We start from the raw sequence: 24,747 nt of genomic DNA, 5'->3' as shown, positions 1-24,747 counted from the left end.
ACCGTATGTTTTTATTGGATTTGTTAAAGATTAAATGGCTCAACGGTCTTTATAACCCCAACGAGACTTCCAATTCAAGAACGGTTGCTAGTAAACGACCTTGCAGTTCTGCGATTTGAAGTTGGATGGTACTTATTTGAATAGCAAAAAACGAAATAAATGCTATTACAACTTCTTCTGGAATGTCACCTTCATCTTCGTTGACTAAAAGATCTATTAGAGTAGAGAACCCAACAACTGCAACGGCGAATTGAAATTGCAAGTTTCGAAGTTGTCTACCTATTTCACGGATATCCCTTACAAGCCTTCTTTGGTCAGGTGTCAAAACGGGTGCCGCAGGAGTTGCTGCTGGAGGAGCGGCAACTTCGAAAAATACACCCTCATCTGAAATGAAACCTTGAGTCCCTCGATTTCCGTTTCGTGGTAATTGCTGCATTAATCGTTCGGCTCTTCTCAAAAGCTCCCTGATATCACTAATTTCTTCTTGGATTTGCTCACTTGCAGACTCAAATCTTTCAAGTAAGTCATTAAGACTTCTACGATGGTGTTTATCACGTTTACCCACTTTTTCATGCCCCCTCTTCTACGTTTATTCCTAGTAGTTGTTCCGCTAATCGTTCGTTCCTGCTGATTAGTTTTTCTATAGATTCAAATGCTTCTTCGATTTGGCTTACTTCACTCTTAATCTTTTTAACTAATTCCTTTTGGGATTTGTCGCGTTTACCCATTCTCAACATCAACTCCATTGATTAAATTATTCTCGCTTACAAACTGAAACAGGATGTCTAACGCAAATATCCTGTTGCTACGCTAACGCTTGTCCACTCTTTTACACTTTAATCTTTTAGCTTTCTTCGTCGTCGTCATCATCTTCAGCAAAAGCAAAGAGTATCAAGATAAAGAAAGCGAGTAGGGCAAGGAATAGAGTTCTAGTAGGAAGATTAACTTGAGGATCATTCGCAACATTTAGCAGAGCATTAGGGTTCGTTACATCAACATTAGGTAATGTTTCAGAAGCAACATTTCGTAAAGCATTAAAAACAGCGAGTTGGTTATTTTCTTTTTCAATAAAACGTTCAAATCTTTCTTGCGCCTTTTTAAAATCTTCTTTTGCTTTTTTTGACATAGTGATCCGCCTTTCAATTGGGTTTTTAGTAAAAAAGAGTAGAAATCTTCTTTGACTGCTTTTATTTTATGTTCAAAGTGGACAAGCGGTTCTATGTAATACATCTAAAAGTAGACAAAATAAGCAAAGTATCTGAATGCTTTCAACGGTGTTATTTAACGAAAAAAAGACTGACTTGTTACAGTCAATCTTTAAAAGAGAATATGAGGTGGAACAACTATGTAGTATATTGTATGCAGTAAGCGAGACAAGCGTTAAAGATATTTGTTTTTTATAGCAATAGTTACAGACACGTAAGTGGAAGTTGCCTGCACCTAATCTTTAGCAATTCGTATGCAAGGCGCCTAGTTTACGTCTATTCCGAGTTATGCCGAAATAGCGTCTATTTTCGGGGCTAATACCGTTTCACCTGCACGGTGCGCCTACCATGCGTCCACCTCTGAAATCTCCAGGGTTCATGCTGTATTGTGCGTGAAACCCAAGTTTTAAGCGATTTAGTAGTGGCTACTAACAAAATTCATGCGTTCAATTACACAGGGATAGTGCCGATTGTTACCGTTCATACTAAAGAAAACCACAAAATACTGAGGTGGATTTTATGTTTGATTGGATTTATGATCATTTGATAAACAGTGTGTTTTTCCTTGTAGCAGTGTTCGGTATATTGATAGCCCTACCAATTATGTATCTTAAGAAATCAAAGTAGTTAGAATGTCCCCTAAAGAAAACATATATCGGCGAGAGTACGGTTAATTTCAACTACGCATATAACGGAGATTATATGCTGAGTTAAGGTGATTAGCTGCGTTTAACTCGTCGTATAATGTATGAGATAACGCCAGTTATTCGTTGGATTGATTGCGTTTAACTCGTCGTATAATTTAGAGCGCTTATAAAAGAACGTTAATGAACGCAAGGAAGTTCGTCGAGTGGCAGACGACTGCTCCTATTGCTCCGACCCTCCAAGCCCCTATCTCCGAACCGGCGCAACTGGACTCCACTCAATCTAAATACTATTCACGATTCCTCAAGGTAAAAATTCGCGCAATATTTTTTGAAATCCGCAGGGTTACACGTCAAAGAAATCCTCGCTGCGTGCGTTTGGGTCCACTTCTCTAATCGCCTTCATTATCTTTTTAATCGTTGCCAGTGTCGGAGAGTAGTCTTTATCTGACGCAATCTTGCTTATGGTATTACGACTTATCTTCGTTTTAGTAGCCAGCCATTCCTGCGTTATTCCTCTATTATCAAGCCAGCGCCCGACTTTTGAGCGTGGTTTACCTCCGAATAGTCCAAACATATTAATCACTCCTTTACCCTCTGTTATGGACAGACCCTGCGAAATATATACTAGCTCACTTTGAAAGTTTTCAAACAAAAGTTGGAAAGTTGTACAAGCGGGGCTGCATAAGTTATTCCTAACACGATTCCTTTCGCTATTCCGAATAGGTACTCCGAATAAAATACCGGCCTGGAATTGCAAACGGAATCTAAAAGTCTAGTGTTATCAATGGCTACGGCTCGTATTTCGCATTCCTTTTAATAGGGACTATTCTCCGAATAAAAAGGGTGGTGATGCGCTAATGTTGTTTGAAGTTTTATCGTCGGCAGTTGTTGGTGGTGTAGTCGGCTTTGCTTCTCTGACAGTGAACGGAGCAACTAACGATGGTAGGAAAATAGCTCGAATTTGTGCTAATGCGGGCCTAAACGTAAAAGAAGGCGGAAAAATAAAGTCGATGCAGCTATTACGTAAAAGTAAGCGCGAGTGGGGCGTGGAATACGCTTATAGGATTCCGTTAGGGCTATCGTTTAACGACTATGAGAAGCGCCTAGACGCCTTACAGGACGGTTTGAACGGCAAGAGATACGTAGACGTTAAGACCTTTTTACAGGGGATTAGAACGCTTAATATGCGTGATTTAAAGGCTTTGCTGACGCAAAAGAAGGCGGTAAAAAAGGAAGTCGAGCTGGCTTATGATGGTGTGCTAATTGTAAAGGTTTATGAGCAGTCAATGCCGGACTATTTTGAATATGACAACGCCATAGTTGAGCGGTTAAAAGGTTGGGAGATTCCTGTCGGAGTTACTAGAACGGAATTAATAAAGCATGATTTCGACAGAAATGCACACCTCATCGTTGCAGGAACGTCAGGCGGAGGAAAATCGGTGTTCTTGAAGAACGTTATAACGACGTTAGTTGCAAGGAAAACGAAAGATACTAACCTCTTTCTTATCGACTTAAAAGGCGGCTTAGCATTGAATAGATTTCGCAATTTGGAGCAAGTGAAAGGCTTTGCGAAAAACCCTGCCGAAGCCCTTACGATATTAACGGAAGCTCAGGCGAAAATGAATGAACGAATCGAATATCTACTCGATCACGGCTATGAAGATGTTATCGAGGCAGGTTTCCCGGAAAGATTCTTTGTTGTCATTGATGAAGCCGCAGACATTTCCGACAGTAAAGAGTGCCAGGCGATTATTAAAGACATTGCTCGAAGAGGACGCGGGGCTGGCTTCCAATTAATCTATTGCACACAATATGCAACGAACGAGACAATCAGCCCGCAAGTACGCCAAAATTGTTCGGCTCAGGTTTGTTTCCGACTAAAAACCGCCATTGCGAGCCGTGCCGTATTAGATGAAGATGGGGCGGAATCATTGCCATTAATTAAAGGGCGTGCCATTTATCGTACGGATGTAAAGACGATTGTACAAACGCCGTTAATTGAAAACAAATTCATTGATGAAACGATAAAGCCTAACATTATTATTCGTGCGCGAAAGGAAGGCGAGGAGTGTGACGACAACAGTATCAAAGGAACAGCGCCAAGAAAACATACTCTTATCATTGAAGAAATTGGGCTTTCTTAGTAGGTCGCAGATACAAAAATTACATCGGCTTGGCGGTGAGAGAAATGCAAATCGTGTTTTGAAGGAGATGTCGGAGTATCTTTGTTCTTTTCGACAGAATGAAAATATTTACTACTTGAGCAAGGAAGGGCGCGAGCGTGTCGGCTGCGAAAGGGTTTTAAAGAAAACGCTGCAAGCTAATCATTATCTGATGCGGAATGACCTTTATATTGCGTGTGGATGCCCTTCAAACTGGAAAGCGGAAGTCAAACTCGAAATTCCTGCCGTTGTTAACGTGATCGCTGATGCGTTATTCATAAGGGATGATGTTTATTATATTATCGAAATCGACCACGTTCAAAAGATGTCCGTCAATCGCGAAAAGGTGAAGAAGTATAGGAAGTTGCTTGAATTAAACGTATTTAAAAAGCCTCCGGTGTTTCTGTGGATGACGACGACCGAGTATAGACGTAGGGAGCTTATGAAGCTGTGCGAGGGTATGAATGCGAAGGTTTACTTAAAGACGGACTTCAAATAACGAGGAGTGGTCAGCATGTTCAAAAGCAAAACGGAAGCTATGTCGGTTAAGGAATTTATGAATCGAGACCGGAGCCATGCGAAACCTAAGCGGAAAGGTACAGCGAAAAGGGTCGCAAAGGTTGCTGTAGTGGTTGGAATAACGGCGTTGAGCATTGGTTTCGGGGACGTATCTTTTGTGGCTGCCAGCGCAATCGACGGAGCTATAACCGAGAAAGTCGTAGCTGCCTTTAATCCGTTAATTGAGCTAGTAAAAGCGCTATCCTATCCGATTGGGTTAACGATGATGCTCGGTGGCGGCGTGTATATTATGATTGGCAACAGCGAAAAGGGAATCGGAATGATACAGAAAGCCGGATTAGGTTACATCCTTATACAGATGCTTCCGTTGCTGATGGATCTGCTAGTCGAAATTGCGAAAAGTTTATAGAACGTAAAAAGGGCGCCGATTATTCAGCGTCCATTTTTAATTCCATTAAATCCGATAGATTCGAGATTTCTAGCGCTTCAGCAATTTTTGCAATAGCGGTTTTAGGTATCCGTTCTACTTTATTGTTAGATAACTCGCTAATCGTTCTTTGTGTCAAACCTGTCATTTCAGCGAGTTCCTTCTGTTCCATTCCACGTTCTGCCAGTATTTCTTTCAATTTAATTACGATTACCATAATACATTCCCCCATCTAATTTTATATGTACAGTATACATTTCAAAAATTAATTCCACAAAACGTAATTTAAATCGTTAACAATTACGTTAAACGGAATTAGAATATGAATATAAATTCCGTTAGACGGAATTTAAAAATTAACGAAAGGAGCTGTGTGAATGATTCAGATTTCGTACACAAAAACGATAGTAGGCTGGTGGAATATCAGAAAGGCTGGCGAGGATAGTTTCGTTAACCTTTCGCCGGACAAGTTCGAGGCGTTAGGATTAGGAGTTAGTGAAAAGGCTCGCTTAGGCTGTGGAGAAATTAGCACAGAACAAGCAGCGCGATTATTTGGGGCGGCAGTAGCGTGAAGGTTTATGTACTAGCAACGGGTGATCCCGATTGGCAAAACATTATGGCTGACTACAAACCATTTGGTGGTGGTTGGGTAGTGGCGGTAAACGAAGAGTATTTATCGTTCTACAAGTTAACAGGTAAGCTGGCGGATGGCACGCCGGTACTCGACATTGGCACATGCGAAAGGTTCGATGTTTATTGGCGGCACGGACTGAACGAGCCGGACTTCGATTGGTTGATTGGCGCAACCTTTATTGAAGCGATAGAAAAATTGAAACGCCCGTCGATGCGGCAACATTGACGAGCTAGGATAGTTTCAAGCTAGCATTTGGCGGTGCTAGTTAAGTAGTCAAGGAGGCGATCCTTTGGCGGGGATCGCTTTTTTTTATTATAACGAATGGAACATTTGTTCGCAAGTTTTCGACGAAAAAAAGTTTTACGAAATGCTCCGAACTGATGGCGGAATTTTCGTAAGTATTAATATAAGGCAAAAAAAGTTTCGTCAAAGTGAACCACGAGCTCGATTGGCTGGCGAATATCTTAGGTGAGGCGGAAAAAGTTTTGAAAATACTCCGAACTGGTGTCGTGATTTACGACAAGTAGGTATAAGCGAAATTTTTTCGTCAAAAGTGTCCGCAGTTGGGTCACAATTTACGAACTTAAAGGTAGCGGATAAATTTTTTTTCGAACGTTCTAAACACGTTCAATCCGTTGTGGCTCGTAGGTTTTGAGCGAATAGGGCTAGCTGTTGGTGAATTTTGTTTGTCCCAATTTAAGGGGGACGGATGGGTACTCAATATTAGAAGGGTAAAAATGTGGGCAACCACGATTAAATAAAATGGGGATTTCAAATTTAACGAGGGAGGTGTCCCGTATGGACAAAATACAAATCGACGAAATACAAGTTGCACATTATCAAGTTTGGCCTGAAATGGCTATAGAAACATTCGAGCATTTGGTTGCTGATATTAAGAAAAACGGTATCACATATCCGATTATTCTTGATGAAAAACTCACGGTGCTAGACGGCCATCATCGACTTAAAGCCGCAAAGCAGGCTGGACTTTCATCTATCGCCTGTATTATTCGCAAAGGGCTTACCGAGGAAGAAAAACTCGAAATAGCCCATAAGACTAACGCAACGACTCGCGCATTAACTAAAGCAGACAAGATGAAACGAGCAATCGAATTACGAGAGGAAAGACGGTCTTTACGGCAGATTGCTGTATGGCTTGGCGTTGGTAAATCTACTGTCGAAAGGTGGCTGCGAGGTGTCCCAAACGGGACAAGTACAGTAATTGGCGATGACGGTAAAGTATATCCGTCGAAGAAACCAAAGGCCAGTCAAAATGCACCCACTCAAGATTATGCCGTTGAGCTGCATCAATTAATTAACGAGAAAGACTCCGAAATATACAAGTTAAAAGAGGAGATTCAAAAGTTAGCACTCGACAACAGCCTGAAAGAAGCGGAAATAAAACGATTGGTCCGAGAGAAGAAGGCGGAGGATACAGTCCGTTCATTCTTCAAAGGCGGCTTCGATAATGGCTTGAAAGTGTTTGCTGCCATCGTTGGTCTAAATGAGGATGCTTCTGTTGCTGATATTAACCGAGCCTTTCGAAAAGCAAGAGGTAAAGCGCACCCAGACACCGGCGGTAATGATTGGATTTCGCAAAGATATAACGTCAGCTACGATCTTTTTAAAAAATTATACCAAGTAGGATAGGGAGGAATCATGATGACAAGAAAAGTATTTAACAAGCGCACACCGGCGGAAGGTGGGAAGAACTTCATTGCATTACCTAATGATGCGTGTCACTACGTACACCACGAAAAGATGAGTGCGGACAAACTGTTTTTGTATGCGTTAATTATCGACTATTACAACTTGGAAGAAGGTTTCGCTTTTCCAAGTATTGAAACATTGGCGGTAGCTTACGGAAAGGCTCCGGACACCACAAGTAAGCATATAGACGATTTGAAAGCAGTGGGGCTTATTGATTTTCCGTATAAAGGGCGTTATGTTCCACTAATTCCTCTTAGTGCAACCGAGTTTTATGCCGAGTTTCCGGAAGCATTTACGAACTATCAGACGGCTTTTAGAAGATGTGAGACACGTAAAGCTGACTCACGTGAACGAGCAAGACTGTGGAGAGAGAAATACGCGGATTAACAAGCATTCGTACACCTAATTGAACAGATATTAAGAGCGCTAGTTATGGGTTAACTAGACTTACTTAACGAGATTTAATAACAAGATTTAAAAAGATTGCAGCTTCGCTTTCGCTTGCTGCAGCTAATATGCGTAACAGTATACATTCTCGTAGGAAAAGAATTTAAGAGAATAACAAAGATATATTCGTACACCTAATTGACCGCGTAACAGATAAGGAGGGAATCACGGTGACAAAATCTCGTAAGCAGGGCGGCGGCCAGGATTTGCGAACGCCTCAGGAAATGGACGTCCAAAAAGCATTAACCGTATTTTGGTACAAGTATTACACCCAACCCTTAACGACAGAGCAACGTATTGAATTAGCTGATCAGTTTATCGCTGATTGGCTAGATTCCAGCAAGGTGAAAACGGATAAGCCATTCATTCGACATCCTGCAACGAGATTAAGGGAGTACGGACGAGTTCATACGGTTGCTGATGTGCTGGCAGACTTTATTATGCGTGTTGATCAAGTGGTAGAACGTTCGGAAGAATATCCGGTTATTAATCAAGATGCTTCGGTAAACTCTGCAAAGGAACGAAAGGAAAAGGAGCGTTCAATATTTTACGAGTACGAAGAGGATAACATGGAGGAAGGGGACGTATTGCCGCCTTATTCCGTGAAGGTAAGTAGTATTGTATTAGATAATTCGATTGAGGATGAACTATTTGCAGAAACGGCTCCGAGCGTTAAAAAGTTCCAGGCGGAATTGCGTAAGGTTAAGCATTACAAGGAGTTTTTCGCTACTAGCTTTGCTGAGGAGTACGGCTACGATAGAAAAGATACATTACGTAAAATCAAGAGGCTCGATTTATCGCGAGTAAGAGAGTGTAAAATTTGCGGAAGTGCTTTCTATGCGCACGATTTTCGTAGGTATGTTTGCGATATTCAGCGAGGGATTAAGGTGCATAAATTTAAAGGGAAACCGCCTGTCTATGAGGTTACAAAGGAATCAGCTTGCGAGTTAGAAAGGGATAGAATACAGGCTAAAGAACGCTATAAAACAAGGGATTTAGACGAGAAAAACTCCACTATAATATAGAAAGAACACTGGCGCGCGGTGTTCATCTTTTATTTTGGCCATTACGGATAAAAAGGAGGAATAGCGATGAATAAGGAATTATTTAAGGCAATCCGTCACGATAAAGGGCTAACACAAAAATCGTACGGAGAGCGTTTAGGTATAACGGGAAATACAGTTTCTAAAATTGAGCGAGGAGAAGCGCGCATAACGGACCGAATCCGAATAGCAGTAGCGCAACAATTTCCTATAACGCATGATTTTTTAGAAACCTATGAAGCTGCGGAAAAGCTAAAATCCTTTTAATTTTTAGTTGTTATCTAAAAAAGGCAATAAGTCACCATTATGAAAATCACTTTGATTAAAGTATAAAGCAATAGAAGCGAGGTGTCAACTGAGTGAACGAGCCGAATCGAGTCGAGCTACTTATAAGCTATCTTGGCGTGCTAGCTGAGGTCAGCCGAAGCAGTAATGTCAAAGTATTCTCTGAAATTCAACGCACAATCGACGCAATTGAATCTGAATTGAAAAAAGGGAGCGAATGAACGAATGAATGAAAAACAACCACAAACTCTTGTTTGTCGTGTTTGCCAAGTAGAAAAACCTTCTAGTGAATTTAGGCGTCAGAGTCACTTAAAGCGCGGTGTAGATAACGAATGTAATGATTGTCGTAAAAAACGACGCCAAACAAACGGTGAATACCTACTCGAACGAACCCGAAAATACCAAAAGCGAAAAGGTGATGCAGTTATGCAAATCACGGTCGAACAGCTCGAAAGTTTGCTGACGAATCATTCTTGCTGTTATTGCAGTGAGCCATTAACGAATGAAAATGCAACAGTGGACCATGTGTTTTCCCTTTCGCAATCCTATGGAGGGGTCAATATCATCGAAAATTTAACGCAATCCTGCCGAAGTTGTAACGGTTCAAAGGGCAAGGACCATGTAGCCGACTTTTATCGTCGGTCTGATAAGTTCACGCCTGCACTTTGGACATCCTTTGTCCGTAGCTATACCGAGAGATTGATAGGGCGTAAGGTTACTGATATTGAAGTCGAGCAAATGAAACGCAACCTAATGGATGAAGCCGACGAGTTGCGTAGGAATGCAGAACGAAAGGAGCTGGTAGCGAATGAGTAGGAATTTGGAGGAGGAGAAACCATGACAGTGTTCTTTTTAAAGTTTTATAGGAAAAGACGGTGCAAATTGTGACGTATTTAATCGTTACTAATGTTGAGCGAGTAGATGTCACGGACTTCATTGTCGCGAATATTTACGACGATACAGGGCAGTTAATCGACCAAACAATTCAACTATTTAAAGGCTATAAGGCCGCCATAGACTTAATAAGAAGCGAAATGTACGTAATAAACCAGCCACATTTTGAAGTATGGACGAGCGACAAGCAGCTATATGTTGACTTGCTCGCCGTTCCTGGAGTTGCCGTTTCGTTAAAGCACAGCGACCAAACCCAAGACACCAGGCGAGCAATTAAGCAGGAAGCAGACCTTTTACGAGAGATTTACGAATTAGTACCGGTTGAACCACTGCCAAAGCTACCGAAGTGGCGCAAGTGGCTTTATAGCAAGCTATTAAAAATTACGCAATTAATCGGAGGTAATGGGAAATATGACAATCAAATTTAAAAAATTAGAGCAATTTATCGAACAGAAAGCAGCTATGGAGCAAGTCTTTAATGAAATGACGGATCGCGAGGAGAAAGCAAAGGAAGCCTATGACACAATAGTCGCGGAGTATGAGGGGACCATTTCGCGAGCCGCAATCGAGGGTAAGGACTTAACGGCAGAACTGGACAAACTCGACGAGGAAATCAGTAAGGCAAAGGCGGCACTTGAACGCCGAGCAAAGGAACGTCAAATCTATTCAGCTACGCGACCACTTGAAAAAATTAAGTCTGAGGACGTTGTGGAATCGTTTAATAAAGAAGTAATTCCGGCATTTAGAGCCAAGCGCTTTGACGACGTGCTGAAACGCGTATTAAAAGCAAAATCCGAGTATGCCGAAGCTGTTTTAGACTATAAAGCAGCCGTGCGCGAGTTCGAGGAGCTTCGTTCAGAGGCGCGTAGTGAGTTATCGGATCATTACTATTACAAATTATCGAATGTAGACTTACGGACACGCCCGGAAGTTGAAAAGTATTTTATTACACAAAACGACCTCTTTGATTTACGCGGCGGCAATCCTTTACGCAGCTTACAATACGTTAAAACGGAGGAATTGACTAATGACTAATTACAAACATCTCGCAAACCTGGACGAATTACGATTAATGGCCGGAGGCAATCCGACGAAAATGGCTCAATATGATGTTAAGAAGCGCGAGCTCGAACAAATAAAAGCCAAGCACTTTAACGAGGAGCATCCGTTTGTGGACGGCTTTAATGAGTCGTACTTGTCCGAGCTTAAATCATATGCAGAAGCTAACCCGGACGATGAAAGCGCACAAGTTCGCTATGCCTTACAAAAAGAACGTTTTACAGTGCGTGAAGCGAGTAAAAACGCACACATCGACATAAGGGTAGCGAAGTCCAACCTACTGCAGAAAGTTCAGGAAGGAAACGTAACTGAGGCGGATGTAAAAGCAGCTTGGACATTTGCAAAGAAGAATAGCAGCGTTGAGAATCGCGTGCTGTATTCCAAGATTAAAAGGATGGTAGAAAGCGCGGAACAGGCTGAATAAGGGGGGATTCGAACGTGAAAACGCTTGAAGAAATGCGAAAATTTGTCGCAGAGTATAAGGCTGAGCATGGCAAGTTTAGGCCTCGTATTCCTACTACGGAAGCACATCGAGCAACACTTGAGTGGATTGGCGAGACAGTTCGCGCCGTTCTTATCCGATATGCCAAGCTCGTTCATGATAGCGGTCAGGTGCCGGACATCGAAACAGCTAAACTCGAAGCCTATATTTCGGAGCTAGAGGAGATAGTTTGGACTGACAATTACAACGTTAGTGGTCACGCTAGGGTTTTAAGTTGGGCATTAGCGATGGTTATTAATCGCCATAAAACTACTGCACCGCAATTAGTACGTAATATTTACATGGTTTTAGATTCTACGAAAGGAGGCGTTGGTAATGCTTTCAGATAAGGGTTTTATGATTGTTGACGGTATCGACCTTAATGCGATTGAAATACCGGAAGGCAAGCCGCAAGTCCCCAACGCACTAGCTGCGATACTTTACGAGCAAGCCTTGCCAGTTAAGGCCATATTAGCGAAATATGCAAAGCTAACATTTGATGCGGGGCAGGTACTCGATATAGACAATAGTAAGCTCACGGACTATAAAACGATGCTAAAGGTTGCTAGTTACGCAGATAATGCAACCCTACTCGAATTATCGGCATTTGCATTGCATGAGGCTATTCAAACCGTGCGAAATCGAGCCGAATATGATGCTAGTTTTTTGTCGCGCAGGCTATATGAGTGGCTTTCTATGGCCGAGAATCACGCTTGTTTAACTGACATATTTTACGATGGAACACCGGAAGAAAGAGCAGAACAACTAGCGTTATATGAACAACTTAAAAGTGATGCCGAGCTTACGGCAAAACTATCACAACAATACAAAGGGGAGCTTGAAGAATGGGAAACGAAATTACGTTAAGTGAATTGAAGGCGTTGCTCACAACACAACAACTGCAGGCTGCTGACACGTTAGTTGCAAACGATTATGCCCAAAAGGAAAAGCGTTCATATGAGGAAATTGCAGAAGAACTCGGCATAAGTGTACGCACATTGTATAAATGGCGCCAAAATCAAGCGTTTATCAAATACTGCGCTTTTATTAGTGACACTAAGTTGGATTCATTTCGTTCACTTGCTGATGCACAATTAATCAGATTAATAGAGGGAACGAGCAACAACGGTAATGCATCTGTCAAATCATTGGAGTTGTACTATAAATTGGCCGGTAAGCTAGTTGATCGTCGTGAAGTTGTGTCAGCTGCAGAAGTTAACAAGCGTACGCGAATCTCTGACGACGAGCTGCAAAAAGGATTAGACGAATTGAACGATATGTTGAATTAAGTATTACGTGTGATGACCGCGGCCTTTTGTCATAGGGTTGACGTGGGGCATAATGAAATACCTTCGATTTTGAGCCGACAGGTTTCCAGCCTGTCAGCTCTTTTTTTATTTATCTAAATGAGTTTCCATCTCAATAAGCCGCAAGCAATGCATTAAATCCTAATAACCTAAGATAGTTTTAGAAAGGGGGTACATTTTTATAGGAAAATTTATTAGTAATGTTTTATTTTCTACCAACAAAATAATTTTCAAAATATTTTAAATCTGGCGTGAAAACGAAAAATATATTCTTTGTCTTATTTTTATAAGTGGCGGTAACTAGCAAATATCTCGATTTCCTATATTCTGGGAAGTATGCTCCATCATATCCGTTTTTAACTGTTCTAGTATATAAATGTTTTAATTTTCCGTATTTTTCTATTCTATACATCTTATATACAACTTGGTTTTTAAGTTTATAGTCACCTAATGATATTTCATATTTATTTTTAGTTTGTAAGGAAACAGTAATGGGTTTTCCTATATAATGAGTATCAATAATATTTTGGCTAGATGGACTTTTTATATCATTAACAGAATTATCAATTTTGAATTTTACTTTTTGTCTTTCAACTGTAGAAGTTGAGAGACTATAAGTTATCATGTATTCTCCATCTTTTCTAATGTTTGCATGACCTATAGTTGAACTTTCTCTACATTCACCTATTAAGTTTATGTATTCTCCGTTATGTTTACGATAAAATTGATAACACACCTCAGTATTTTTCATACCAGTAATAGTATAGAGTACAACACCTTTTACTACTCTTAAATCCAAATTAGGTGAACTCGCCAAAGCATTTTTATCCACAATTGAGAGTAATATTATCACCGCTAACAGACTACTTATTATCTTTTTTAACACTGTATTTTCTCCATTTCTATTTTTATTTATTTCCTCTACTTTATAACTTTCAAACCCTAAGTAAATTAAAGGTACACTTACTCTAAATAATGGTAATTTTCATATTGGTACTTCATGGTACAAAACTACCAACCTTATTTTATGGTACTTTTCGACTAATAGTCAATAAAATCAAGAAGGGGATAACGTGAATAAGAGAAATTGATTGTATTCGGCAATATTACATCGTTAGCACAGCTTAGCTACACGTCAAAAGGTTTGGAAAGTGATTACGTGAGCCTGGCGAACTTGATCGTAAGCTAATGGACAAAGTGATTAAAGAAATCGAAGAGGCAAGTCGAGAAGGTGCTTAATATGACGTGGGGATGTCCTTCACCGGATGCCTCTCTCTTTTTGTTGTATATATATATTGGTAACAAAGTAAAATAATAGGAAAATAGACGGAGGCATGTACGATGAGAAAAGTTATATATTCGGCGGCACTGGTGGCGTTATTGCTTGCGGGCTGTGGGAACGAAGAAAAGACGGAGGCACAACCGGAGGCCAAGCCGAAAGTGGAGGAAACGGTAGCAAAAGAGGCGAAGCCGGTCGATGACGAAGAGGCGCTTAAAGCCGCAACGGAAACGGTTGAAGAGGATCACTTCATCAAATATCGCGGCGCTGAATGGCAAGGCGAGTACGATAATGGAGGCCTTACGTTTAAGATTCACGGCGTGTCCGTAACGAACGACATCGGTAAAGCGTATAACGTGCAGGCTAATCCGGGCCACAAAGCGGTGCAGATTTGGTTTGAACTCGAAAATACGACCGCCGATAAGAAGTACGAAGTCTATCCCGACCAAGCAACGCTAGTCACGTCAACAGGCGAGCAAGTTAAGCCGGATCCGTTCTTAACGAATCATAAAATTGCGGGCGAGGTGTACGAGGGAGTTACGAAGGAAGGCGACATTATATTCGCATTAGAAAATACGGAGGATGTTGCGGACATTGAATCGGTGAAGCTTGTATTTAACGCTTATTCCGAAAATGGGGAAAATGCGAAAGAGTTCGAGGTCGATTTACAGTTGAAATAAGCGCCTATTATGGGCGCTTTTTACGTGTTTGAGAAACGGCCGACAGCGCAGATAACTTCTATTTCGCGAAGGATTGGTCGTTCGATGCAAATTTAGCTCCTGTGTTTTCGATTGACTCTGCGTTATTTTATCGTTGACATAATCGGATAATTTCTATACTATACAAGTAACATAGATTTCGGCTACTTAATAAGTATTGCGAGATGGTTTACGGGAAACAGCCGTGAACACTGATGTTATAACGTTTACCCTCGAACGCATCAAAAGGTGGTGCAACGGATAGCACGTGAGATTCCGGTTCTTAAGATGTGGGTTCGATTCCTGCCGAGGGCGTCCAAAAGCTTTCTCCTTCATAAAGTGAAGGAGGGGGCTTTTTTTTATTTTGCAGAGCAATTACCTACTATTTATTCACGTAGCCATTCCTTTACTCTACCTCTTAATTTGAAAGATTCATAAAGTGAAACTTTCCCCCCCACTGATGGTTAGCCACGTCCTGCGGTTACTAAGATTTCCGCTTCGCTTCAATCAAGTGACCGTACGAAACTGATTGGTGAAAGCCTACCAATCGGACCTTTACGGGCCGTTATTTCTCGCCTATCTTCTTTGTTTCCTCATGAGTTTTAGGGTAGATTCTGACTGCCTACTAAGTGCGGGATAAATTTTTTAGCATGCATTCGTCAATCTTTGTCGTAAATGTATGATTGCAACATATAGTGAATAAAAACAAATAAAAAGGTAAGCGTTTTCAAGGAAAAGTGTATGTTATTTTTTTCTAATATTGTAAAATAGAGTTGGGGAGGGATTTGCAAGTGAATATGAAAGCCGGATTGTTTCAACAGCAAACGTTAAAAATGGCAATGACTCAAGAGTTAACTCAATCGATAGCCCTTTTACAATATTCGACGCAGGAGCTTTCTGCCTTTTTAGAAAATAAAATGATGGAGAATCCTTTATTATCCGTTGATGAGCCTTCATCTACAATTTTTCATCAAGGAATGGATCGAAAAAAACGAAAACGGACGAAGAAAGATTATGATTCCGATTACTGGATTGAGCAAGCAAGTGAGGACCATCCTTCGCTTGAAGCCCATCTTCTATCACAAGTAAATCTTCAAAAATTAACGAAAGAAGAGCAGAGAGCCTTCAATCTTCTTATTCAAAACTTAGATGAAAATGGTTATTTACGTGTTCAACTAGATGACTTATGTACCCCTTCTATTACCTTTGATGCGTTACAAAACAGTCTGGAGTTACTCCAACAGCTTGAACCGCATGGTGTGGGGGCAAGAAACCTTCAAGAATGTTTATGGATTCAAGCCTATGCAGATGCTAGAGAGCCATTAGCCGAAATGATTTTACAAGACTACTTTCTTGAATTTGCTAATAAACGATGGAAAGAGCTTAGTAAGCAATTAGGTGTATCTTTACAAGACATTCAAAGAGTGTTTGATTATATTCAAACATTTAATCCACGACCAGCTTCATACTTTCACCAAGAAAAATCGACATATATTGTGCCGGACGTCATTGTTGAAGTTCGTGACGGCCAATTATTTATCGGCGATCTAGATGGCAATACACCAAAGTTAAGTGTTGATAAACAATATTTTCATAGAATGAAACAGCATCAAGATAAACAGGTTAAGCAATTTGTTCAAGAGAAATGGCAGGAGTATCAATGGATTTCACGCGGAATTCAACAGCGTAAGGAAACCATTTTACGAGTCATGCGCTGTATTGTGGAAAAACAACCAAAATGCTTTTATCATGGGCTAGAATACGTACAACCAATGACGATGAGGGATGTAGCCGATGAGTTAGAAATTCACGAATCGACAGTCAGTCGTGCAGTAAAAGGAAAATACGTACAGACTCCATTTGGCACGATTGATATGCGCACGTTTTTCTCTACTTCTCTTTCATCGACCGATTATGGAAAAGATATTTCGGGACTGCAGGCTAAGAATCTATTAGCCGCTGCAATTAAGACAGAGAATAAGAAAAAGCCGCTTTCGGATCAAGACCTTGTTGAGTTATTACAAAAAGAACATGGTCTTGTATTAGCGCGGCGAACGGTGGGAAAATATCGTGAACAATTAGGAATCCCATCGTCGTCGAAACGGAAACGCTTTGATTAAAAAGGATGATGGTAATTGGCGGTGAATGTATTTCAATTATATAGTCGAAAGAAATGTTCTTTATGTGATCAAGCAAAGCTCGTACTCGAAGAAATAAAGACGGAGATTGGAATTTTATATGAAGAAATTGATATTGACTGCAGTGATGAATTAACCGAGCGGTATGGAATGATGATCCCGGTTGTGCAATGGCAAGGGGAAATAGTTCAGTATGGTCATGTATGGAAAGATGAATTGCTACAGAGAATAAAAAGATAATTTTTTAATTAATATTTGAAGAACGATTATAATCCTGCTAGAATAACATTATAGCAGGAATATTTTTTTGGTGTTCGTGGGACAATAAAGTCATGTGCGGGACGTATAATGTCCCTTTGGTCTAGATAGGAGTTTATACGAATGCAAATATTATTAGACATACAGAGAAAATTATTACCTGATCTCGTAGAAACGATGCAAAAACGCTACAACATTCTTCGGTATGTGAAGGCTATGGAGCCTGTAGGACGCCGAAGTCTTGCTAATCATCTGCAATTGACAGAGCGAACGCTTCGAAGTGAAGTTGACTTTTTAAAAAATCAGAATCTTCTTGAAGTTCATAGTTCAGGAATGAATCTTTCTCAAGAAGGGCAGGAGCTTCTTGAACAATTAGAGGGGATTATGCGAGAAGTAATGGGGATAAATATATTGGAACAAAGGTTACGGGAGATGCTTCAAATTGAGGAAGTCATTATTGTGTCCGGCAATTGTGATGAGTCACCGTGGGTGAAAAAAGAATTAGCAAAAGCGTGTGCAGCTCGGATGAAGCATGAATGGAAAAATCGAAGGACCATTGCTATTACGGGAGGCTCGACAATGGCTGCTGTGGCAGATTCTCTTGTTTCGGATGAATATAGCAAAGGAGTTACCTTTGTCCCCGCACGCGGTGGAGTCGGTGAGATGTCTCAAAATCAAGCTAATACGATTGTTGAAAAAATGGCACAAAAAGTTCACGCTTCATACAAAGTTCTCTATGTTCCAGACCAATTAAGTGATGAAGTTTATGCTTCCTTGATGAAGGAGCCGTCCATGAAAGAAGTGATTTCGACGATTAAGTCAGCAGAGATGGTCATTCATGGAATTGGAGAAGCGTTGGTAATGGCGGAAAGAAGAAAGTCTGAGCCAAGTGTTCTAACGCAATTAGTGGAACAAAAGGCGGTTGGTGAGGCATTTGGCTATTACTTTAGTGAAAGTGGAGAAGTTGTTCACAAAGTGTTGACAGTCGGTCTACAGCTAGAGGATCTTACTCCTGAAAAGAAAGTGATTGCAGTTGCAGGGGGGGAAAAGAAAGCGAAGGCCATTCGGAGCTATATAAGGGGGACACATGCTACAACTGTTCTTATTACAGATGAAGCTGCAGCCCGGGAACTAATCTCTGATTAAAAAAAGCTAAGACGAACTTTAAGGAGGAATTTATAATGACAGTAAAAGTTGGAATTAATGGATTTGGACGTATTGGACGTGTCGCATTTCGTGCAGCATTAGCAAACCAAAATATTGAAATTGTAGCGATTAACGACTTAACAGATGCCAATATGTTGGCTCATCTGTTGAAGTATGACTCTGTTCATGGAACACTTGACGAACAAGTATCAGTCGATGGCGAGTATCTAATTGTCGGTAGTCATAAGACAAAGGTGTTAGCAGAACGTAATCCAGCGTCATTACCGTGGAAGGAATTGGGTGTTGATGTTGTTATCGAATCAACAGGCCGCTTTACAAAACGAGAAGATGCAGCGAAACATTTAGAAGCTGGAGCGAAAAAAGTTATTATTTCAGCACCTGGAACAGATGAGGATATTACGATCGTTATGGGAGTCAATGAAGAACAATATGATGCAGCGAGTCATCACGTTCTTTCTAACGCATCTTGTACTACAAACTGCTTGGCACCATTTGCGAAAGTGTTACACAATCAGTTCGGAATTAAGCGCGGTATGATGACAACTATTCATTCATATACAAACGACCAACAAGTGCTCGACCTTCCTCATAAAGATTATCGAAGAGCGCGCGCAGCAGCAGAGAATATGATTCCTACTTCGACAGGAGCTGCGAAAGCTGTTGCTTTAGTTTTACCTGAATTAAAAGGAAAGTTAAATGGGATGGCTGTACGTGTACCTACACCGAATGTGTCGATTGTAGACCTTGTTGTGGAACTTGAAAAAGATGTAACAGCTGAAGAAGTAAATGCAGCATTGAAAGCAGCATCTGAAGGGGAGTTAAAAGGAATTCTTAATTATAGCGAATTGCCATTAGTATCTGGTGATTATAATGGAAGTCCTGCTTCTTCTACAATCGATGCTTTATCAACAATGGCATTGGAAGGTAATTTAGTTAAAGTACTATCTTGGTATGACAATGAAACAGGCTATTCTCATCGAATTCTTGATTTAATTGACTATATAGCGTCTAAAGGGTTATAAAGTGAAGCGTCACACTCTCTTAATTAATGATTAGTTGAATTTACGGGCAATCCCCCTCTTCATAATTTTGAGGAGGGGGATTGCCCGTTTATTGTGTTGTAAGAGAAGAGTTTTTAAAAAAATCTCACTTTTGTGAGATTTTTTTAAAACTCCACTAAAAAAATAATAAGGAAAATGATATCATAGATAGGGTTGTGCAGTTATAGCCGTGATAACCTGTTTTTGGATAAAACAAAGCAAACAGATTATACTGAAAAAGAGAACAGGGAGAGTCAGGATTCATCGGCATCTCCCTTTTTGACAGATAAATAAAAAGACGGACCAATTTTAAGGAGGTTCTTTACACTATGAATAAAAAGTCGATTAAAGATGTAGAGCTGAAAGGGAAACGTGTGTTTTGTCGGGTGGATTTTAACGTTCCGATGCAAGATGGACAAGTTTCAGATGATACAAGAATTAAAGCAGCGTTGCCAACGATTTCTTATTTAGTCGAACAAGGGGCAAAAGTGATTCTAGCTAGCCATCTCGGTCGTCCAAAAGGTCAAGTAGTGGAAGAACTACGTTTAACACCAGTTGCCAAGCGATTAAGTGAATTATTAGATAAAGAAGTACATAAAGTGGACGAAGCATATGGGGAGGCCGTATTAGCTGAAGTCAATAAGCTAGAAGAAGGCGGTCTTTTATTATTAGAAAATGTTCGTTTTTATCCTGGTGAAGAAAAGAATGATCCGGAGTTAGCGAAAGCATTTGCCGAGTTAGCAGATGTGTATGTTAACGATGCGTTTGGAGCAGCCCACCGTGCCCATGCATCAACAGAAGGAATTGCCCATTACCTACCAGCTGTTTCCGGCTTGTTAATGCAAAAAGAATTAGAGGTATTAGGTAATGCTTTAGCGAATCCTGAGCGTCCATTCACAGCGATTATTGGTGGCGCAAAAGTAAAGGATAAAATTGATGTAATTGAAAACCTGCTTGAAAAAGTAGATCATTTAATCATTGGCGGTGGATTAGCTTTTACTTTCGTTAAAGCACAAGGCTATGAAATTGGTACATCTCTTCTTGAAGAAGATAAAATAGAACTGGCGAAATCCTTTATTGCGGCTGCAGAAGCAAAAGGTGTAAAGATGCATATGCCGATTGATGCTGTTATAGCACCAAAATTCGCTGCAGATGCAGAAGCGACAGCTGTGAATATTGATAGCATCCCAGCAGACCAAATGGCACTTGATATCGGTCCGAAAACGAGCGAACTATATGCGAATATTATTAAAGAATCGAAGCTTGTTATTTGGAACGGTCCAATGGGTGTATTTGAATTTGATAAATTTGCAAATGGTACAAAAACAGTCGCTCAAGCTTTAGCGGACTCAACTGATACATATAGTGTAGTTGGCGGTGGTGATTCGGCAGCTGCAGCTGAAAAGTTTGGCTTGGCTGAAAAAATGTCGCATATTTCAACAGGCGGCGGCGCATCTCTTGAATTTATGGAAGGGAAACAACTGCCGGGTGTTGTTGCGTTAAACGATAAATAAAAGCTCGTATAATAGAATGAAGGGATGGAGGAAATGCGTAAACCGATTATTGCAGGAAATTGGAAAATGCATAAAACGCTTTTAGAAGCAACATCTTTTGTAAAAGAAATTGGTCAGCAAGTACCAGCATCTAATGAAGTGGACACGGTTGTTTGTGCTCCAGCTCTTTTTCTTGGTCAGCTTGTTCAAGCATCCGAAAAAACAGATGTTAAAATTGGCGCTCAAAATATGCACTTTGAAGAAAGCGGTGCCTTTACGGGGGAAATTAGCCCTGCGGCATTAGCTGATCTTGATGTGGCTTATGTTATTTTAGGTCATTCAGAGCGCCGTGAGCTGTTTAATGAAACAGATGAAGCAGTAAATAAAAAGGTACATGCGGCTTTTAAGCATGGACTAACCCCGATTGTTTGCTGCGGTGAAACACTTGAGCAGCGTGAAGCGGGACAAACGTTTGATTTTGTTGGCGGCCAAATTGAAAAAGCTCTTGAAGGATTAACAGAAGAGCAAGTGAAGCAAACTGTGATTGCGTATGAGCCAATTTGGGCGATTGGAACGGGTAAATCTTCATCAGCGGAAGATGCGAATGAAGTATGTGCTCATATTCGTGCGGTTGTAGCGAAGCAAACAACGCAATCAACAGCGGAAGAAGTCCGTATTCAATACGGCGGAAGTGTGAAGCCGGAGAATATTAAAGAATATATGGCGCAACCTGATATTGATGGTGCGTTAGTTGGTGGAGCAAGTTTGAAAACGGCTTCTTTCTTACAATTATTGGAGGCGGGACGTTATGAGTAAGGCACCAGTTGCGTTAATTATTTTGGACGGCTTTGGATGCCGTCCTGAACAAAAGGGAAACGCAGTTTTTCATGCGAAAAAACCGAATTTTGATCGTTATGGGGGACAATATCCTCATTCACATTTAACGGCAAGCGGGGAAGCGGTTGGCTTACCTCAAGGACAAATGGGGAATTCAGAAGTTGGTCATTTAAATATCGGTGCAGGTCGAATTGTTTACCAAAGTTTAACACGAGTGAATATTGCGATTCGGGATGGGGAGTTTGCTCAGAACCAAACATTCCTTGATGCAATCAATCATGCTAAGGAAAAAGGTACAAGCCTTCACCTAATGGGGTTACTTTCAGACGGTGGTGTTCATAGCCATATTGATCATATGTATGCGTTGTTAAAGCTTGCTGCTAAAGAAGGCTTGAAGAATGTATACGTTCATGGTTTTTTAGATGGCCGCGATGTTGGTCCACAAACAGCAAAAGGCTATATTGAAGCAGCAGAAGCAACAATGAAGGAAATTGGCGTAGGTCAATTTGCGACGATTTCTGGACGTTATTATTCTATGGACCGCGATAAGCGTTGGGAGCGCGTAGAGAAATCTTACCGCTCTATGGTGTATGGTGAAGGTCCGACTTATACATCAGCACTTGAGTGTGTAAACGACTCTTATGCGAATGGAATTTATGATGAGTTCGTTCTCCCATCCGTTGTGACGGACGCAGAAGGCAAGCCGGTTGCTACGATTCAAAGTGATGATTCGGTTATTTTCTATAATTTCCGTCCAGACCGTGCCATCCAAATTTCAAACACGTTTACAAATGAAGATTTCCGTTCATTTGATCGCGGGGACAAGCATCCGAAGTATCTTCATTTCGTTTGCTTAACGCACTTTTCAGAAACAGTAGATGGATATGTTGCTTTTAAGCCAACAAATCTTGATAATACATTAGGGGAAGTTCTTTCGCAAAACGGCTTAACGCAGCTGCGTATTGCCGAAACGGAAAAATATCCACATGTTACGTTCTTTATGAGCGGTGGACGTGAAGATAAATTCCCAGGTGAAGAAAGAATTTTGATTGCTTCACCAAAGGTTGCTACATATGATTTGAAACCAGAAATGAGTGCTTATGAAGTGACCGATGCATTAGTGGAGCAAATTGAAAATGATCGTTTTGATGCGATTATTTTAAACTTTGCTAACCCTGATATGGTCGGACATTCTGGTATGCTTGAGCCAACTGTAAAAGCTATTGAAACAGTTGATGAATGTCTAGGTCGCGTTGTTGATTTAATCGTATCTAAAGGCGGGACAGCGATTATTACAGCTGACCATGGAAATGCTGACGAAGTGATAACATTAGAAGGTAATCCAATGACCGCTCATACGACAAATCCAGTGCCTATTATTGTGACGAAAAATGAGGTAACATTAAGAAATGATGGTATTTTAGGTGATTTAGCTCCAACAATGTTACATTTGCTTGGTGTTGAAAAACCTGTTGAGATGACAGGGAAATCCCTAATCACTATATAATTACGAACAAAAAAGGAGAGATTTATTATGCCATATATCCAACATGTCTATGCACGTGAAGTATTAGATTCTCGTGGAAACCCAACAGTAGAAGTAGAAGTAGGAACAGAATCAGGATTTTTCGGACGTGCAATCGTGCCATCGGGTGCTTCAACTGGTGAATATGAAGCAGTAGAACTTCGTGACGGAGATAAATCTCGTTACCTTGGAAAAGGTGTTCAAAAAGCAGTTGATAACGTAAATGAAATTATCGCTGAAGCTATCATGGGCTTCGATGTAACAGATCAAGTAGGCATTGACCGTGCGATGATTGCTTTAGACGGTACAGAAAATAAAGGGAAATTAGGAGCAAATGCAATCCTTGGTGTATCTATGGCGGCAGCTCATGCAGCTGCTCAATTTGCTGAGCTACCATTATACCGTTACCTTGGCGGATTCAATGCGAAGCAATTACCAACTCCAATGATGAACATCATTAACGGTGGATCACATGCAGATAATAACGTAGACTTCCAAGAATTCATGATTCTTCCAACAGGGGCTCCTACATTTAAAGAAGCAATCCGTACAGGTGCGGAAGTATTCCATGCATTAAAATCAGTTCTTGCTTCTAAAGGTTTAAACACAGCAGTTGGTGATGAGGGTGGATTCGCTCCAAACCTTGGCTCTAACCGTGAAGCGCTTGAAGTAATTATCGAAGCAATCGAAAAAGCTGGCTATAAAGCAGGCGAAGATGTTTACTTAGGACTAGATGTTGCTTCTTCTGAGTTCTACAACAAGGAAACAGGTAAATATGATCTTGTTGGTGAAGGACGTACAGGTTTAACATCTGAAGAAATGATTGCTTTCTACGAAGAATTGGTAAATGAATTCCCAATCATCTCTATCGAAGACGGTTTAGATGAAAATGACTGGGAAGGTCACAAATTACTAACAGAGCGCATTGGTGACCGCGTTCAATTAGTAGGCGATGACTTATTCGTAACAAATACGAAAAAACTAGCTCAAGGTATTGAGCAAGGCGTAGGAAACGCAATCCTAATCAAAGTAAACCAAATTGGTACATTAACAGAAACATTTGAAGCAATCGAAATGGCGAAACGCGCTGGTTACACAGCGGTTGTTTCTCACCGTTCTGGTGAATCAGAAGATACAACAATCGCTGATATCGCTGTTGCAACAAATGCTGGTCAAATTAAAACAGGTTCTATGTCTCGTACAGACCGTATCGCAAAATACAACCAACTTCTTCGCATCGAAGACGAGCTTGGCGATTTAGCGGTATACGATGGTCTTAAATCTTTCTACAACATCAAACGCTAATTTTGACATAGTAAAAAGCCCACCAAGGTTGGCTAAGTTGTGTCGTACAACGTTTATGGCTTGAAACCTCCTATTTATGTGTGAGTAATCCGCATTAATAGGAGGTTTTTTTCGATAAAAAGTAAACAAGATGCAAGAAACTGTCATTTACTTTATAATAATATCAATTATAGGGAGGTGGAGAAAA

Annotated in this window: 32 protein-coding genes; 26 read left to right on the top strand and 6 right to left on the bottom strand. The window is 40.7% G+C overall.

Going from position 1 to position 24,747, the window contains the following annotated elements; genetic code table 11:
• Positions 1–49: 49 nt before the first annotated feature.
• From BAOM_RS21455 to BAOM_RS21445, 4 genes are all read right to left on the bottom strand, one after another.
• On the bottom strand, positions 50–565 hold the full coding sequence (locus tag BAOM_RS21455; RefSeq protein WP_127762030.1) for a hypothetical protein: 516 nt from the start codon (positions 563–565) through the stop codon (positions 50–52).
• A gap of 4 nt (positions 566–569) precedes the next feature.
• Positions 570–728 carry a hypothetical protein gene (locus BAOM_RS24655; protein WP_164853106.1) on the bottom strand — a complete coding sequence of 53 codons (159 nt, stop codon included), beginning with the start codon at positions 726–728 and terminating at the stop codon, positions 570–572.
• Between the two features lie 116 nt (positions 729–844).
• Positions 845–1,126 carry a hypothetical protein gene (locus tag BAOM_RS21450; RefSeq protein ID WP_127762029.1) on the bottom strand — a complete coding sequence of 94 codons (282 nt, stop codon included), beginning with the start codon at positions 1,124–1,126 and terminating at the stop codon, positions 845–847.
• 1,069 nt (positions 1,127–2,195) lie between these two features.
• Entirely contained in the window at positions 2,196–2,426 is a 231-nt protein-coding gene (locus tag BAOM_RS21445) for a helix-turn-helix domain-containing protein (RefSeq protein ID WP_127762028.1), read from the bottom strand.
• Positions 2,427–2,862: 436 nt separating this feature from the next.
• Between BAOM_RS21445 and BAOM_RS21440 the strand changes: the two genes are divergently transcribed.
• Genes BAOM_RS21440 through BAOM_RS21430 form a run of 3 tightly spaced genes read left to right on the top strand, consistent with a single transcriptional unit; the run spans position 2,863 to position 4,942 of the window.
• A complete protein-coding gene (locus tag BAOM_RS21440) occupies positions 2,863–3,996 on the top strand; it encodes an FtsK/SpoIIIE domain-containing protein (RefSeq protein WP_306821281.1) in 1,134 nt (377 codons plus the stop codon).
• Complete coding sequence (locus BAOM_RS21435; protein ID WP_127762026.1) at positions 3,923–4,513, top strand: replication-relaxation family protein; 591 nt, start codon at positions 3,923–3,925, stop codon at positions 4,511–4,513. Before BAOM_RS21440 ends, BAOM_RS21435 begins: the two co-directional genes overlap by 74 nt.
• A gap of 15 nt (positions 4,514–4,528) precedes the next feature.
• A complete protein-coding gene (locus tag BAOM_RS21430) occupies positions 4,529–4,942 on the top strand; it encodes a hypothetical protein (RefSeq protein ID WP_127762025.1) in 414 nt (137 codons plus the stop codon).
• 19 nt (positions 4,943–4,961) lie between these two features.
• Here the strand turns inward: BAOM_RS21430 and BAOM_RS21425 are convergent, their stop codons facing one another.
• Positions 4,962–5,177 carry a helix-turn-helix domain-containing protein gene (locus BAOM_RS21425; protein WP_127762024.1) on the bottom strand — a complete coding sequence of 72 codons (216 nt, stop codon included), beginning with the start codon at positions 5,175–5,177 and terminating at the stop codon, positions 4,962–4,964.
• A 160-nt stretch (positions 5,178–5,337) separates the two neighbouring features.
• Here BAOM_RS21425 and BAOM_RS21420 point away from each other — a divergent pair, with 160 nt between their 5' ends.
• The 14 genes from BAOM_RS21420 (at position 5,338) to BAOM_RS21360 (ending at position 12,802) form a co-directional block, all read left to right on the top strand.
• Complete coding sequence (locus BAOM_RS21420; protein WP_257467474.1) at positions 5,338–5,532, top strand: hypothetical protein; 195 nt, start codon at positions 5,338–5,340, stop codon at positions 5,530–5,532.
• Entirely contained in the window at positions 5,529–5,819 is a 291-nt protein-coding gene (locus BAOM_RS21415) for a hypothetical protein (protein ID WP_127762023.1), read from the top strand. The genes BAOM_RS21420 and BAOM_RS21415 overlap by 4 nt, the downstream gene beginning before the upstream one ends.
• Positions 5,820–6,392: 573 nt before the next feature.
• The gene (locus tag BAOM_RS21410) at positions 6,393–7,244 is read left to right on the top strand and encodes a ParB/RepB/Spo0J family partition protein (protein WP_257467720.1); all 852 of its coding nucleotides are present in this window, start codon (positions 6,393–6,395) and stop codon (positions 7,242–7,244) included.
• A gap of 9 nt (positions 7,245–7,253) precedes the next feature.
• On the top strand, positions 7,254–7,691 hold the full coding sequence (locus BAOM_RS21405; RefSeq protein WP_127762021.1) for a helix-turn-helix domain-containing protein: 438 nt from the start codon (positions 7,254–7,256) through the stop codon (positions 7,689–7,691).
• Positions 7,692–7,921: 230 nt separating this feature from the next.
• The gene (locus BAOM_RS21400; RefSeq protein WP_127762020.1) at positions 7,922–8,776 is read left to right on the top strand and encodes a hypothetical protein; all 855 of its coding nucleotides are present in this window, start codon (positions 7,922–7,924) and stop codon (positions 8,774–8,776) included.
• Positions 8,777–8,842: 66 nt separating this feature from the next.
• Positions 8,843–9,061 (top strand): helix-turn-helix domain-containing protein, encoded by a 219-nt coding sequence (locus BAOM_RS21395; RefSeq protein ID WP_127762019.1) that lies wholly within the window; start codon positions 8,843–8,845, stop codon positions 9,059–9,061.
• A 92-nt stretch (positions 9,062–9,153) separates the two neighbouring features.
• Entirely contained in the window at positions 9,154–9,300 is a 147-nt protein-coding gene (locus BAOM_RS24650) for a hypothetical protein (protein ID WP_164853304.1), read from the top strand.
• A 205-nt stretch (positions 9,301–9,505) separates the two neighbouring features.
• Positions 9,506–9,895: an HNH endonuclease gene (locus tag BAOM_RS21390; RefSeq protein WP_164853303.1), complete on the top strand. Its 390-nt coding sequence runs from the start codon at positions 9,506–9,508 to the stop codon at positions 9,893–9,895.
• 59 nt (positions 9,896–9,954) lie between these two features.
• Positions 9,955–10,401: a hypothetical protein gene (locus BAOM_RS21385; protein WP_127762017.1), complete on the top strand. Its 447-nt coding sequence runs from the start codon at positions 9,955–9,957 to the stop codon at positions 10,399–10,401.
• A complete protein-coding gene (locus BAOM_RS21380) occupies positions 10,385–11,008 on the top strand; it encodes a hypothetical protein (RefSeq protein ID WP_127762016.1) in 624 nt (207 codons plus the stop codon). Before BAOM_RS21385 ends, BAOM_RS21380 begins: the two co-directional genes overlap by 17 nt.
• Positions 11,001–11,456, top strand: coding sequence for a hypothetical protein (locus BAOM_RS21375; protein ID WP_127762015.1), 456 nt, complete (start codon positions 11,001–11,003; stop codon positions 11,454–11,456). The genes BAOM_RS21380 and BAOM_RS21375 overlap by 8 nt, the downstream gene beginning before the upstream one ends.
• A gap of 14 nt (positions 11,457–11,470) precedes the next feature.
• A complete protein-coding gene (locus BAOM_RS21370) occupies positions 11,471–11,863 on the top strand; it encodes a hypothetical protein (RefSeq protein WP_127762014.1) in 393 nt (130 codons plus the stop codon).
• Positions 11,850–12,380 carry a hypothetical protein gene (locus tag BAOM_RS21365; RefSeq protein WP_127762013.1) on the top strand — a complete coding sequence of 177 codons (531 nt, stop codon included), beginning with the start codon at positions 11,850–11,852 and terminating at the stop codon, positions 12,378–12,380. Before BAOM_RS21370 ends, BAOM_RS21365 begins: the two co-directional genes overlap by 14 nt.
• Entirely contained in the window at positions 12,359–12,802 is a 444-nt protein-coding gene (locus BAOM_RS21360) for a phBC6A51 family helix-turn-helix protein (RefSeq protein WP_127762012.1), read from the top strand. The genes BAOM_RS21365 and BAOM_RS21360 overlap by 22 nt, the downstream gene beginning before the upstream one ends.
• Positions 12,803–13,025: 223 nt before the next feature.
• Here BAOM_RS21360 and BAOM_RS21355 read toward each other — a convergent pair whose 3' ends face one another.
• Entirely contained in the window at positions 13,026–13,706 is a 681-nt protein-coding gene (locus BAOM_RS21355) for a hypothetical protein (protein WP_127762011.1), read from the bottom strand.
• Between the two features lie 455 nt (positions 13,707–14,161).
• On the opposite strand from BAOM_RS21355, the gene BAOM_RS21350 reads away from it, so the two are divergent.
• From BAOM_RS21350 to eno, 9 genes are all read left to right on the top strand, one after another.
• Positions 14,162–14,779, top strand: coding sequence for a hypothetical protein (locus tag BAOM_RS21350; RefSeq protein WP_127762010.1), 618 nt, complete (start codon positions 14,162–14,164; stop codon positions 14,777–14,779).
• Between the two features lie 815 nt (positions 14,780–15,594).
• A complete protein-coding gene (gene rpoN / locus BAOM_RS21340; protein WP_252283593.1) occupies positions 15,595–16,917 on the top strand; it encodes an RNA polymerase factor sigma-54 in 1,323 nt (440 codons plus the stop codon).
• A 21-nt stretch (positions 16,918–16,938) separates the two neighbouring features.
• Positions 16,939–17,175: a glutaredoxin family protein gene (locus BAOM_RS21335; RefSeq protein WP_127762680.1), complete on the top strand. Its 237-nt coding sequence runs from the start codon at positions 16,939–16,941 to the stop codon at positions 17,173–17,175.
• A 141-nt stretch (positions 17,176–17,316) separates the two neighbouring features.
• On the top strand, positions 17,317–18,339 hold the full coding sequence (locus BAOM_RS21330; protein ID WP_127762008.1) for a sugar-binding transcriptional regulator: 1,023 nt from the start codon (positions 17,317–17,319) through the stop codon (positions 18,337–18,339).
• A 35-nt stretch (positions 18,340–18,374) separates the two neighbouring features.
• Positions 18,375–19,382: a type I glyceraldehyde-3-phosphate dehydrogenase gene (gene gap / locus BAOM_RS21325; protein WP_127762007.1), complete on the top strand. Its 1,008-nt coding sequence runs from the start codon at positions 18,375–18,377 to the stop codon at positions 19,380–19,382.
• A 347-nt stretch (positions 19,383–19,729) separates the two neighbouring features.
• Positions 19,730–20,914 carry a phosphoglycerate kinase gene (locus BAOM_RS21320; RefSeq protein ID WP_127762006.1) on the top strand — a complete coding sequence of 395 codons (1,185 nt, stop codon included), beginning with the start codon at positions 19,730–19,732 and terminating at the stop codon, positions 20,912–20,914.
• 33 nt (positions 20,915–20,947) lie between these two features.
• Positions 20,948–21,709, top strand: coding sequence for a triose-phosphate isomerase (tpiA, locus tag BAOM_RS21315; RefSeq protein ID WP_127762005.1), 762 nt, complete (start codon positions 20,948–20,950; stop codon positions 21,707–21,709).
• A complete protein-coding gene (gene gpmI / locus BAOM_RS21310) occupies positions 21,702–23,237 on the top strand; it encodes a 2,3-bisphosphoglycerate-independent phosphoglycerate mutase (protein WP_127762004.1) in 1,536 nt (511 codons plus the stop codon). The genes tpiA and gpmI overlap by 8 nt, the downstream gene beginning before the upstream one ends.
• 27 nt (positions 23,238–23,264) lie before the next feature.
• A complete protein-coding gene (gene eno / locus BAOM_RS21305; RefSeq protein WP_127762003.1) occupies positions 23,265–24,560 on the top strand; it encodes a phosphopyruvate hydratase in 1,296 nt (431 codons plus the stop codon).
• Positions 24,561–24,747 lie beyond the last annotated feature (187 nt).

The organism is Peribacillus asahii (genome assembly GCF_004006295.1).
GTDB lineage: Bacteria > Bacillota > Bacilli > Bacillales > DSM-1321 > Peribacillus > Peribacillus asahii_A.
The sequence above is the reverse complement of the archived record's forward strand: the minus strand, read 5'-3'. Positions and strand labels throughout refer to the sequence as shown.

What these genes read in the sequence shown, in the direction of transcription:
- BAOM_RS24655 (WP_164853106.1), bottom strand. Translation starts at nt 728, where the DNA reads ATGGGTAAACGCGACAAATCCCAAAAGGAATTAGTTAAAAAGATTAAG.
- BAOM_RS21450 (WP_127762029.1), bottom strand. Translation starts at nt 1,126, where the DNA reads ATGTCAAAAAAAGCAAAAGAAGATTTTAAAAAGGCGCAAGAAAGATTT.
- BAOM_RS21445 (WP_127762028.1), bottom strand. Translation starts at nt 2,426, where the DNA reads ATGTTTGGACTATTCGGAGGTAAACCACGCTCAAAAGTCGGGCGCTGG.
- BAOM_RS21440 (WP_306821281.1), top strand. Translation starts at nt 2,863, where the DNA reads ATGCAGCTATTACGTAAAAGTAAGCGCGAGTGGGGCGTGGAATACGCT.
- BAOM_RS21430 (WP_127762025.1), top strand. Translation starts at nt 4,529, where the DNA reads ATGTTCAAAAGCAAAACGGAAGCTATGTCGGTTAAGGAATTTATGAAT.
- BAOM_RS21425 (WP_127762024.1), bottom strand. Translation starts at nt 5,177, where the DNA reads ATGGTAATCGTAATTAAATTGAAAGAAATACTGGCAGAACGTGGAATG.
- BAOM_RS21420 (WP_257467474.1), top strand. Translation starts at nt 5,338, where the DNA reads ATGATTCAGATTTCGTACACAAAAACGATAGTAGGCTGGTGGAATATC.
- BAOM_RS21410 (WP_257467720.1), top strand. Translation starts at nt 6,393, where the DNA reads ATGGACAAAATACAAATCGACGAAATACAAGTTGCACATTATCAAGTT.
- BAOM_RS21405 (WP_127762021.1), top strand. Translation starts at nt 7,254, where the DNA reads ATGATGACAAGAAAAGTATTTAACAAGCGCACACCGGCGGAAGGTGGG.
- BAOM_RS21395 (WP_127762019.1), top strand. Translation starts at nt 8,843, where the DNA reads ATGAATAAGGAATTATTTAAGGCAATCCGTCACGATAAAGGGCTAACA.
- BAOM_RS21390 (WP_164853303.1), top strand. Translation starts at nt 9,506, where the DNA reads ATGCAAATCACGGTCGAACAGCTCGAAAGTTTGCTGACGAATCATTCT.
- BAOM_RS21380 (WP_127762016.1), top strand. Translation starts at nt 10,385, where the DNA reads ATGACAATCAAATTTAAAAAATTAGAGCAATTTATCGAACAGAAAGCA.
- BAOM_RS21375 (WP_127762015.1), top strand. Translation starts at nt 11,001, where the DNA reads ATGACTAATTACAAACATCTCGCAAACCTGGACGAATTACGATTAATG.
- BAOM_RS21365 (WP_127762013.1), top strand. Translation starts at nt 11,850, where the DNA reads ATGCTTTCAGATAAGGGTTTTATGATTGTTGACGGTATCGACCTTAAT.
- BAOM_RS21360 (WP_127762012.1), top strand. Translation starts at nt 12,359, where the DNA reads ATGGGAAACGAAATTACGTTAAGTGAATTGAAGGCGTTGCTCACAACA.
- BAOM_RS21350 (WP_127762010.1), top strand. Translation starts at nt 14,162, where the DNA reads ATGAGAAAAGTTATATATTCGGCGGCACTGGTGGCGTTATTGCTTGCG.
- rpoN (WP_252283593.1), top strand. Translation starts at nt 15,595, where the DNA reads ATGAAAGCCGGATTGTTTCAACAGCAAACGTTAAAAATGGCAATGACT.
- BAOM_RS21330 (WP_127762008.1), top strand. Translation starts at nt 17,317, where the DNA reads ATGCAAATATTATTAGACATACAGAGAAAATTATTACCTGATCTCGTA.
- gap (WP_127762007.1), top strand. Translation starts at nt 18,375, where the DNA reads ATGACAGTAAAAGTTGGAATTAATGGATTTGGACGTATTGGACGTGTC.
- BAOM_RS21320 (WP_127762006.1), top strand. Translation starts at nt 19,730, where the DNA reads ATGAATAAAAAGTCGATTAAAGATGTAGAGCTGAAAGGGAAACGTGTG.
- tpiA (WP_127762005.1), top strand. Translation starts at nt 20,948, where the DNA reads ATGCGTAAACCGATTATTGCAGGAAATTGGAAAATGCATAAAACGCTT.
- gpmI (WP_127762004.1), top strand. Translation starts at nt 21,702, where the DNA reads ATGAGTAAGGCACCAGTTGCGTTAATTATTTTGGACGGCTTTGGATGC.
- eno (WP_127762003.1), top strand. Translation starts at nt 23,265, where the DNA reads ATGCCATATATCCAACATGTCTATGCACGTGAAGTATTAGATTCTCGT.